This is a genomic window from Flavobacterium sp. GW821-FHT12A05, from assembly GCF_058807735.1.
Window position 1 is genome coordinate 739,002 of the sequence record NZ_JBXAQY010000003.1, and the last position, 11,510, is coordinate 750,511.

Annotated in this window: 9 protein-coding genes, 1 tRNA gene, 1 rRNA gene and 1 pseudogene; 11 read left to right on the plus strand and 1 reads right to left on the minus strand. The window is 35.6% G+C overall.

Features of this window, described 5'->3' with window-relative positions; translation table 11 throughout:
* Positions 1-17 precede the first annotated feature (17 nt).
* From AC1RRQ_RS09580 to AC1RRQ_RS09630, 11 genes and pseudogenes are all read left to right on the plus strand, one after another.
* On the plus strand, positions 18-263 hold the full coding sequence (locus tag AC1RRQ_RS09580) for a hypothetical protein (protein ID WP_493022798.1): 246 nt from the start codon (positions 18-20) through the stop codon (positions 261-263).
* Positions 264-619: 356 nt separating this feature from the next.
* Positions 620-1,060 carry a KTSC domain-containing protein gene (locus AC1RRQ_RS09585; protein WP_053474414.1) on the plus strand — a complete coding sequence of 147 codons (441 nt, stop codon included), beginning with the start codon at positions 620-622 and terminating at the stop codon, positions 1,058-1,060.
* Positions 1,061-1,318: 258 nt separating this feature from the next.
* Positions 1,319-2,080: a DUF4369 domain-containing protein gene (locus AC1RRQ_RS09590; protein WP_493022799.1), complete on the plus strand. Its 762-nt coding sequence runs from the start codon at positions 1,319-1,321 to the stop codon at positions 2,078-2,080.
* Positions 2,081-2,098: 18 nt separating this feature from the next.
* Positions 2,099-2,485 (plus strand): annotated as a pseudogene (locus tag AC1RRQ_RS09595) (peroxiredoxin family protein); the annotation flags it as partial.
* Between the two features lie 565 nt (positions 2,486-3,050).
* Positions 3,051-3,134 (plus strand) — tRNA-Tyr (locus AC1RRQ_RS09600).
* A gap of 437 nt (positions 3,135-3,571) precedes the next feature.
* On the plus strand, positions 3,572-5,086 hold the full coding sequence (locus AC1RRQ_RS09605) for a ferritin-like domain-containing protein (RefSeq protein ID WP_493022800.1): 1,515 nt from the start codon (positions 3,572-3,574) through the stop codon (positions 5,084-5,086).
* Between the two features lie 10 nt (positions 5,087-5,096).
* Entirely contained in the window at positions 5,097-5,684 is a 588-nt protein-coding gene (locus tag AC1RRQ_RS09610; protein ID WP_493022801.1) for a hypothetical protein, read from the plus strand.
* Positions 5,674-6,588 carry an MNIO family bufferin maturase gene (gene bufB, locus AC1RRQ_RS09615; protein WP_493022802.1) on the plus strand — a complete coding sequence of 305 codons (915 nt, stop codon included), beginning with the start codon at positions 5,674-5,676 and terminating at the stop codon, positions 6,586-6,588. Before AC1RRQ_RS09610 ends, bufB begins: the two co-directional genes overlap by 11 nt.
* Positions 6,589-6,642: 54 nt before the next feature.
* A complete protein-coding gene (locus AC1RRQ_RS09620; protein ID WP_493022803.1) occupies positions 6,643-7,437 on the plus strand; it encodes an HvfC/BufC family peptide modification chaperone in 795 nt (264 codons plus the stop codon).
* Positions 7,438-7,520: 83 nt separating this feature from the next.
* Positions 7,521-9,239 (plus strand): flavin monoamine oxidase family protein, encoded by a 1,719-nt coding sequence (locus AC1RRQ_RS09625; RefSeq protein WP_493022804.1) that lies wholly within the window; start codon positions 7,521-7,523, stop codon positions 9,237-9,239.
* 1 nt (position 9,240) lies between these two features.
* The gene (locus AC1RRQ_RS09630) at positions 9,241-11,001 is read left to right on the plus strand and encodes an alpha-keto acid decarboxylase family protein (RefSeq protein WP_493022805.1); all 1,761 of its coding nucleotides are present in this window, start codon (positions 9,241-9,243) and stop codon (positions 10,999-11,001) included.
* A gap of 169 nt (positions 11,002-11,170) precedes the next feature.
* On the opposite strand, the gene rrf is transcribed toward AC1RRQ_RS09630, so the two are convergent.
* Positions 11,171-11,280, minus strand: a 5S ribosomal RNA gene (rrf, locus tag AC1RRQ_RS09635).
* Between the last annotated feature and the right edge of the window lie 230 nt (positions 11,281-11,510).

An 11,510-nucleotide genomic window follows, 5' to 3' on the forward strand; every position in this document is an offset into this window, starting at 1 on the left:
TTTAAAATAAAAAAAACATGTCTAAAGATTCACAAGAAAAAATGCCTCAAAAAGGAGTTTATACCGGCATTATCGAAAAAGATGAAAACAACAATTATTTCTGTGGTGAGTATCTTTTAGATTATAAAATTGCACATACTAACTTTAATATTGGCGATTGGGTTACAATTAAATCTGTAATCGAAAATCCAAGCGATATCAGCTACGATAAATATCCAAAGAAATCTAGAAACTTCGATAAGGCTAATCGTAAGCCGGAATAAGTATTTTTTGTTTCAGGTTTCAGGTTGAAAGTTTCAGGTTGAAATGAGGGGAATTTTTAACCGCAAAGAGCGCAAGGTTTTTTTTATCGTGTGCAAGTATTAGATTTAAAAAGTTCGCAAAGCTTTGTGTAGACAAAGCTTTGCGAACTTTGCGTTTGTATACATAAGCATAAATAAAAAATCCTTGCGCTCTTTGCGGTTAAATAAAATTACAATCAATTTATCATTAACTTTTTTTAATATTTTTTAGTTGAAAACTGAAAAGTTAAAAAAAAGTGTACCTTTGCAAAAAATTTGTCGATTTGAACTAATTAATATCGATTTCAAACTAATAGACAAGTAGTTACCTTTTATTTATGAAAAAAATAGTTGAATACCGCAAGTTACTAAACGTAGAAAAAACTGCAGAGTTAAAAGATTTAAAAACAATTTATCGTAATGCGATGAAAGAATCTCATCCTGATAAATTTGTAGGAGACGACGCTGGTTTAAAAGAGGCAGAAGAAAAAAGTAAAACAATCATTGAAGCTTACCACTTTTTAGTAAGTATTCATCCTGATACTATTAAACTTAATTTACCTGAGTACACTGAAACTATTTCAACTTGTACTATTACAGATTATAAATTTGTTGAAGGTCGTTTAATTATCGATTTTTCTAACGGAAGTGTTTACGAATACATTAGTGTTCCTAAAGCAACTTACGTGAAAATGGTAAATGCAGATTCTCCTGGAAGATTTGCAAAAAGACACATTTTGAACTCTTTTACTTGGAGAAAAAAAACAAATCAGGAATAGATTTATTCAAAAATATTCAAAAAGCACTCTTCTTACAGAGTGCTTTTTTTATGTCTTACTATTAAAAAAACTCTATATTAGCGCTCAAAACAAAATAAGAATAAGAGTTTTAAATCAAATTAACGCACCAAAACCCTTGATTACAGGACATTTAGATACAAAAAAACTATAACAAAATTTTAGGTTCCAAAATTCTTTATGTTTTATAATTTTAGATACTTTTGTTGCACAAATCAATTAACTAATTAATTTTTTATAATGAAAAAAATACTTTTTTTACTTACGGCTTCTGTGGCTATCATTTCATGCAGCAAAGTTAAAGACGGCGAATACTTAATTACAGGTACTGCAAAAGGAATTGAAAACGGAAAAACAATCATTCTTCAAGGTCAGGACCCAACTACAAGAATGACAATCGCGCTTGATACAGTAAAAGTTGAAAACGGAAAATTTGAAATTAAAGGTAAAGTTGCAGAACCTGCTTTCCATACATTAATTATTCAAGGTGCTAACCAGCCATTTCCTTTTATCTTAGAAACAGGAGAAATAAAAGTTGACATTGACAAAGACAGTATCCACAAATCTAAAGTTTCTGGAACTTATAACAATGACGAGTACACTACATTCAACGAAGATCTTACAAAAACTCAAAAAAGCTTAATTGATTTTCAGAAAAAAAATACTCAAAAAATGCAGCAAGCTCAACAAGCTCAAGATACAGCAACTATCAATGGCTTGATGAAACAATACATGGAAATTCAAACAGAAGTTCAAGCTAACAGCAAAAAGAAATATTTAGCTTACGCTGAAGGTCACCCAAAATCTTATATCTCTGTATTGATCCTACAAGGAATGATCAATGATCCAAGTACAGACATGAAAAAAGCAGAAAGTTTATACAACGCTTTAGACGAATCTGTAAAAAACACAACTCCTGGTAAAGAAATCAAAACTAAACTAGGTCAAGCAAAAATGCCTGCAGTTGGTGCGTCAGCTCCTGCTGTTGGTAACGCTAAATGAAGAGCAGATTTTTCGGCTCCAAATCCAGAAGGAAAAGTAGTTTCGCTTAAAGAAAGTTTAGGTAAAGTAACTATCGTTGATTTTTGGGCTTCATGGTGTGGACCATGTCGTAAAGAAAATCCAAATGTTGTAGCTATATATAAAGAGTTACATTCAAAAGGACTAAATATAATTGGTGTTTCTTTAGATAAAGAAAAAAGCAAGTGGACTGAAGCTATCGCAAAAGATGGTTTAACATGGACACACGTTTCAAACTTAAAATTTTGGGACGAACCAATTGCAAAACAATATAATGTTGAATCTATTCCTGCAACTTTTATTCTTGATGCATCAGGAAAAGTAGTTGCTCAAGACTTAAGAGGTCCGGAATTAAGAGCAAAAATATTAGAGCTTTTAGCTAAATAATATCAATTCAGATTAAAACAAAAAATCTCCCTAGTGGAGATTTTTTTGTTTTTACGCAGCACCCAACAATTCAAAAAAGTCGTTTTAAAAGTAAATGCAATTTAATAATTAAGTTTTAAAGACGTTTTTTAAATAAATTAGCAGGCAACGAAACCAGTTTGGTTATTCCTCAAAGAATGCATTAGCATTCTTAAAAATTTATCAGAAAAGAGAGCAACGACAAACATTAGTTTCTGTTTTTTTTAAAGGAGTAAATACGTTCCAAAAAATAAAATTATTTTAGCTCTTTTATTCATTATTTCTGAGGAAAAATGGATGTTCTGAACTTCAATTTTTAAAATTAAAAGCTGAAAAACAGATCATTTCATCTTAAGAATAATCCTATATTTTGAAACAAATTAAAAAAAAGTTCAAATTTCGTCTTTTTTATTTTATTCAATTCCAACGAATTAAAAAATAACTTTAAAATAACTTAAAATTAAGTCATTTTTTTGTTTGGAAATGTAGAAAACGTTCCTATCTTTGCAACCGCTTAGAACAACAAAGCACAACAATACAAGCTTAAGGGGAGATACTCAAGCGGCCAACGAGGGCAGACTGTAAATCTGCTGTGTGAACTTCGCAGGTTCGAATCCTGCTCTCCCCACCAAAAAAGTCCTAATGAAAATTAGGACTTTTTTTATACGTAAATTTCAAAATTTATATAAAAACAAAAAACCTGCGAATCTAAGGATTTGCAGGTTTTTTTGTTTTATACTGCTTTTCAGATTTTTTAAAATCGAACAAATCCTCACTTCGTGTTCATATCATTTTTTAAGCCTGAAACTAATTCCTTTTCTACTACAAAATTTACCTTTAGTTATCCATCACCTTTCAAAATTCAAAAAAAGGCACTCATGGCGCTATTTCGCTCTTCTATGCGCAAAAATTAGGCACTCATGCCCATTTTTTAAATTCACACTTCTATCGTAGTAATTTTATAAGTAAATAATCCGCCAATTAACACTGGCAGTTTACAGCTGCGTATAAAAATCAAAAACAATAAAAACCAAAAAAACAAACCTATTCCCTCCAAAAAAAAACTACATGAAAACAAAAAAACTTTTTACATTTTCGGATACGGTAACAAAGGAAAATATCAAGGAAGTAATGCAACAGGCAATCGCGCTTGAACTTGCTACTATCCCAACGTATTTATCTACCTATTATTCGATAAACAGAGCACAGGATCAGGACGCATTGTATGCTAAAATTCATGGGCAGCTTTCTCAATCCGGCATACTTAGTCCTGCAAAAATTGATGAATTGGCACAAGAACTGAAAGTGGACATATTGGTTTATTCCAATAAAGCAGCAGCCTTAATCATGAGTGTTGTTATTGAAGAAATGCTGCACCTTGCTCTCGCATGCAATGTCAAACAAGCTGTTTGTCAAACTGCACCAGACCTTATGGGAATTGGAAAAATATTATCATTTCCAACACAATTAGACGGACATATTCCAGAGTTTCAAATTAATGCCGCAAAATTATCATTAAATCAATTAACTACTTTCCTGCAGATAGAAAGCCCTGAACCATTTGAAGATCCTTACAAAGACAAACAATTATTAAATACAATTGAATATAAAACTATTGGTCGCTTATATGAATTAATTATTGCCTGTATAAAAGAAGATTTTCCCGGACCATATGATTACAGACCACAATTGCTTCCTCCGGATGATTCAGGACGTGCGAGACCATTCTATTCTCAAAATTCTATGAATACTGTACATTATGACAGAGAGCACAATCCTCAGTTTGCAAATGAAGATGAAAGTGGCGGACTTCTTGGAGTGTATGATGCTAAATCAGCAATTGAAGCTATAGGACGTATCATTGAACAGGGAGAAGGAAAAAGTGATGACCAACAACATATCTTAGAATGGGGCGAAAATAAAATGCCTGTACCAATGGAAATTGTTGATGGAAAAGCAGTTTTTTGGAAAGGTGATTATGATGATACCGGAAAAGAATTGGCTCATTTTGCCAAGTTTCTGGAAGTCTACACTTTTGGTGGTTACTATCAGGAAAAGTTTAGTAAAATTCATGGCTTAGACGATTTCTTCAGCTATTTTGTATATGATACTGATGCTAATCCTAAAATAGCCGATTATACTGCTTCCAATAACAAGGCACTGGCATTGTGTTCAGAATTAGGTAATGCCGTTTTTGCTTATATTCTTTTAATGATTGAAACCTGCTATTACAAAGACGAAAGTACCCAATACGATTTATTCATGTACGGTATTCACAAATCGATGATCTGGCTTTTAAGCGAAGTTGGAAACAAAATCAATAAATATACGTATGCCAAAGACAATGAAGCCTACAGAGGTGCTCTGACATTTGAACCTTATTCGTTTGAGCAAAGTTCCTTAAGACCCAAAGCACAAATTATGAATTTAGTTGATCAATTGGCTAAAGCAGATCCTGGCTGGATTTGGGCAACACAAAACAAATACGACAGTTATTTTCCAGCTCTGCCAGATGTAGGACTAGATTACAGCATTATAGCCGATGTGCCAAAAGTTCCAAGTACACCTTATACTCATCATTAAAAAACATATTATGTCAGAATTAGTAAACAGAGAGCTTCATGTGTGTATGGGGCTTAATTCATGCAAAAATACAGGATATTCAGGAAATAATGATTGTGCAGGAATGGGCGACTGCTCAACAGCAGTTGGTCATCCGTGCCACACTTTAAACGAGTGCAAAGGACAAGGAGGCTGCGGTATTTTTGGAACTACCGAAGAATTTTGTCATCCGGGTCAAAACGAATGCCGTTATCAAGGCAGCTGTGGTGTACCCATTTTATCTTCTCGCTTTATGGCTCAAGGTCCTAATAAAGGACTTAGTGTTTGGCAATTAGCCAGAATACGCTTCGAAGAAAAAAGAAAAGAAAATGACGAACCATTTGGTGAAGCTCCTCAACCATACGGACCAAGTAATGACTATGTAAACACCCTTCGCGGTACAACTGGTCAGGATTATTCTTCTTGCGGACAAAGCGGTTCAAGATCTTGCTCTTACATAAACAATCCTGCTGAAAGAAAGATTGCTGCCGATCTAAGAGTTTTGAAAATGGAACAAGAAAGTGCCGAAAAACTACCAGAGAGTCTTTCAAATTGTAAACCAAAAAAGAATGGTTACTAGACTCGGATTACCCAATTTAGGATTGGGTTTAGGACTTAGAAGCCAGCATTTTGAGCATATTCTGAAAAAGAATCCCGCCGTAGATTGGTTTGAGGTAATTTCTGAGAATTTTATGGATTCGCATGGACGACCAAGATACATCTTACATCAAATAGCAGAACGATATCCCGTGGTCATGCACGGGGTATCATTGTCTATAGGAAGTACTGATCCTTTAAATTTTGATTATCTAAAGAGTTTAAAACAATTAGCTGCCGAAGTACAACCAGCCTGGATTAGCGACCATTTATGCTGGACCGGAGTTTTAACGACCAATTCGCACGATTTACTTCCGCTTCCGCTAAATGAAGAATCATTAATACATGTTTGTAATCGAATCATTCAGGCGCAGGATTATTTAGAACGACCACTGATTATTGAGAATCCAAGCACTTACGCATCCTTTAATAATTCTACATTTCCGGAATGGGAATTTTTACGAATAATGACCGAAGAAACAGGCTGTGGATTACTTCTGGATGTAAACAATATCTATGTATCTTCTTTTAATAATGATTTTGATCCTGTCGAATATATCAAAGGAATTCCGCATGAAAAGATTGTACAAATGCACTTAGCTGGTCATCAAAATTGCGGTAATTATATTATTGACACACACGATAGAGAAGTAAATTCTCAAGTATGGAAATTGTTTCAATTGGCATATCAACTGGCAAACGAAGCATCGGTTTTATTAGAATGGGATGGTAATATTCCGTCCTTCGATGTGTATCATTCTGAATTGCTTAAATCAAAACAATATATGGACGCGGCATTTGTTGGTGTTGAAAATGAAGTTCGGTTTACCGATAAAGAACAGGTTTCAAACCCATTGAATCTTTTTGAAATGGATAAATTTTTATAAATACAAAAAATGCAGAAAACGGTCAAAATACCACTAAAAAATTTCCAACAGTGGATGCAGCAGCTGTTACTAGATCCATATCAGCAAACCGGAATTAATCCCAGTGATTTACTTTCAGATCAATTCAATACTGCTTCGATTGAAGATGTGATTTGTCATTCTGAAAAACTTACCGCACAGGAACATTTGGGTATTTACCAAAGAAGTTATATTGCCCGTTTACGAAATTGTATGTCACAACAATTTAGTGCCTTAGAATATGCCTTAGGCGAAGCTATTTTTTGCGCTTTCGCCGATGATTATCTCGCCTCAAAACCTTCCCATAACTATAATTTAGCCTATTTAGGAGCTCATTTTGCAGACTATCTGGAAAACAATAGACCCGATGCTCACGAAACCATCAAAGAAGATTGGATTGATTTCATAATTGAACTCGCCCGATTTGAATATGCCATAGGTGTTATTTTCGAAATGAAAGCCGAAGAAAATTACCAATTGGCCACAATCGATACAGATGAAAACGAACTAAAACTTGTACCTATATGTGAATTGTTCAAATTTAAGTTTCCTGTTCGAAAATACTATTCTGAATTTAAAAATGAAGAACACCCAAACTTGCCTTCTGAAAGCGAAAGTTATTGTGTCGTTTTGAGGCACAAATTTAAATTAGCAATTTACGATTTACATAAAGAACAATTTGAGCTTTTAAGCTATCTAAAAGAACAAAACGATATTATTACAGCAAAAGAACTTATTAAAACTCAATACAAAGAAAATCCCCCTGTATTTGATGAAGTTTGGAGCAAATGGAAAGAATACTGGATAGCTGCTAATTTTTTCCGCGTTTAATGATAACTCAAATTCGAAACTCAGATTTACTGAGTTTATTTCTAAACAATTTCATAAAAAACCAATAACTAAACTACCTAATAATGGAAAACTATTTACACGGCCTACTCGACGAAGACAACGACCCTATTATCCAGCAATACTTAAAGTATATTGACGAGGGAATTCCACGTACAGATAAATCAAAAGATGTATTAATCATTGGTGCCGGAATGGCCGGAATGGTGGCAGCTGCTTTGTTAAAACAAGCCGGTCATAATGTTACGATAGTTGAATCGAACACTCGTGTTGGCGGCAGGATTAAGACTTTCAGAAATTCTGAGAACAAAAAATATTTTGAAGACGACAGTGTTTATGGTGAAGCTGGTGCGATGCGAATCCCAACCATACACCAGATGGTCCTCAAATACATTGATAAACTCGGACTCAAAACCGAACCTTTTTATTATCTCTCTGTCGATAAAGAACAAGCAATTGCGCATCAGGCAGATCCAGCCAAACCGGAACCGGATGTTACCAGGAATTCTCTTTTCTACGTTAACCGTAAACGTGTTGTGCAAAATGAATATATCCGAAAAGATGGAACTAAGGTAGATGTAAACAAACTATTGGACTTTCATCTGGGCAGCAGCGAAAACATGCGTGCAGACCAATTAATGGCTAATCTTATTAATCCGCTTAAAGCTTTTATTGCCGAAGATCCTGAAAAAAACTGGCCTTTGCTGATCGAGCGTTACGGAGAATATTCAATGCGCCGTTTTTTAAAAGAAAATTCAATGTATTCAGAGAATGCCATTGAGATGATTGGGGTTATGCAAAATCTGGAATCCAGAATGGCTTATGATTTTATTCAGAGTTTTATCGAACAAAACATTATCAAAGATTCTACCAAGTTCATGGAAATTGCAGGCGGAAGCGACCTGCTTCCGAATGCATTCTTTAAAGCCCACAGCCTTGAAGAAAACACCTATTTTGATTGCAGAATGACCAAAATGAAGCTCGTTAACGACAAGGTAAAAATAGAAGTAGATATTGAAGTACAACGTGATTTTCAGTTTTATGAAGACGCAGGGTTCAAAGCATTAAAAACACCCGTAAGCGAACTTGAATTTGATGAAGTAATTGTTACCATACCCTTTTCGGCATTAAGACATGTGTATGTAACACCACAATTCAAGCAGCAAAAACGAAAAGCGATTCGAGAGCTACACTACGATTCTGCTACTAAAATATTACTGGAATTTCGTGAAAAATGGTGGCAGGAAGCACCTTATAATATTGTTGGAGGCGGTACGATTACTGATTTTTCAAACCGTTTTACCTATTACCCAAGCAATGATTTGGGAGCGAAAGGACATGGTGTCGTACTGGCATCTTATTGCTGGTCTGACGAAGCAAGCCGCTGGGATTCTATGGACGACGACGACAGGTATTTTTATGCACTTAAAAACCTAGCCATCATGCACTCCGATGACGAGAAAGAACAACAGCGTATTATCGACCTTGCCGTAATTAGTTCGAGCATTAAGGAATACAAAACGAAAGGCGGAAAATTAATTGGTGGTGCAACACAAAGCTGGATGCGTGACCCGTATGCCTATGGCGAAGCGGCAATATTTAATCCGGGTCAGTTACAATTATTGCAGCGTCATATTATCTCAACCGAATGGAATGGAAAAGCACATTTTGCCGGAGAACATACTTCCCTGAAACATGCCTGGATTGAAGGTGCCATCGAATCCGGAATTCGCACTGCACTTGAAGTTAACGAAAATACTGGTAACCTGAATAATCCTATTTAAGATGTCACAGCAAAAAATCACCGTTGCAAAATACCTGCAAATACGTCTGGAACAATTAGGACTCACGCATTTATTTGGAATTGCCGGCAATTATACCGCGCCGTTTTTAAATACAATTCACGAAGACAAAAATGCAAAAATTAAAATCGTTAATGACACAAACGAAATAAACGCGGGGCATTGCACTGATGCCTACGCACGTCAAAACGGTTTCGCCGCAGTAGCGGTAACGTACGGCGTGGGAGCGTTTACCCTGCTCAATTCCGTTGCAGGTTCTTATGTAGAACATTGTCCTGTATTAGTTATTAATGGAGCTCCAACAAACAAAGACCAACAGCGAAGTCTAGTTCAGGGTATGCTCGCATCACATATGACAGGTGATATGTACAGCAACATTAATGTATTTCGAAACGTCACCGTTGCAGCAGAACAAGTTACAGGCTCATCAGATGCTCCTTATAAAATTGATGCGGTGCTAAATGCCTGTATTTTATATGGAAGACCGGTATATCTTGAGGTTTTTGAAGATGCATGGCGAATGGAATGCAATCCGCCTATCGCTCCATTGGCAGAAAGAGAGACATCTAAATGCCAAACAAGTGCGCGCAAGGCTGCGCAAAGAGTAGCCGCAATGGCACGAGGAAAAGAAATTATCTTCTGGGGCGGTATTGAAATCCAGCGCTACGGCATTCAAAAAGAATTCCTGGATCTGATCGAAACTTCCAATACAGAATTTGTGACCTCTATTCTCGGAAAATCAATTGTATCCGAAAACCACCCTAAATTTAAAGGTGTATTTAATGGCAAGGCATCTCCAAAAGATGTTAAGGAACAATTCGAAAAAGCCGAGCTAAAAATTGGTCTTGGCGTATGGACCACCGGTAAAAATCTGGGTGGTTTTGATGTCTGGAAAGAAGATACTGTACTTGCCAATCACAGTGGTGTAAGAATCGGTGCTTCTTATATCGCTAATGTATCGCTAAGAGATTTTATGATATTCCTGAAAGAAGAACTTATCAAAGTTACTTTTAGTGCTTACGAAATGTATGACAAAAAGAAGCTGCCTGAATCATTTTTTCTAGCTGACAACAGGATAACAAAAAGAGAGAAACCAGCACTTACTTATGATACCTTTTTCAAGCGAATCAATAGTTTTATAGACGAGAGACATATAGTGGTTGCCGATGCGGGTTTTCCTTTATTGGGTGCTCAAGGCATTCGTATTGCAGAACCAAACGGATTCGTAGCACAGGCCTCATGGCTTTCGATAGGTTATTCTGTTCCTGCGGCAACCGGCATAAAATGTGCCAGACCTGATAAAAGACCAGTGGTATTTGTTGGGGACGGTGCTTTTCAAGAAACCTGTCAGGCCATATCTACCCAGAATAAACTAAAACACGACACTATTGTTTTTGTTTTAGATAATGGTATTTATGGAATTGAACAAATGCTTGTTAATCCAAATCCGTTTCGTGGTGAAGACAAAGTAGAATATAGTATTCCCGATTTAAACAATGTTTATAATTACAACGAAATGCATCGTTGGAAATATGCGAAACTCGTTGATGTATTTGGAGGCAAAGGTTTTGAAGTCAGCAGTCTTGATGAACTCGAGGAGGTTATAAAGCAGCTTGACGATATTAAAGAAAACACCATTGTACATGTAAACCTACCTAAAACATCTATTCCTGAAGCAATTGCTTATAAAACAGAAGAGCCTGGAGAGGATGAATTTCTGGATAAAAATTGGAGTTTATGCTAGGTTTAAAATAGTTCAATTTTTAAAGCCGTTTGTCAGTATAAAAAAGCCGTCTCAGTTCAAATTCCTGAGATGGCTTTTTTTATTTCTATTATTATTTGCGTTTAACCGTTTCATCGTTAAAAACATTATAAAACAAAAAACCCTATCCTGATTGGATAGGGTTTTTAAAGAAAGGCGACGACATACTCTCCCACAATACTGCAGTACCATCTGCGCAGGCGGGCTTAACTACTCTGTTCGGGATGGGAAGAGGTGAGCCCCGCCGCAATAACCACCTTAAGGCTGTTAGTTACTTTGGGTAACTTTTAATTATTAATTATCAATTATAAATTGTTAATTATCAATTAAACAATATTTTAACATACTGAGATAAAGAAAAGACTTTTATTTACTATTTTAGAAAGTTTCTTCTCTCCCGTCTTTTGGACAGGAGAGAAAAGGGTGTACATAAGCTTACGGATTATTAGTACTACTCGACTATGACATTACTGCCTTTACATCTATAGCCT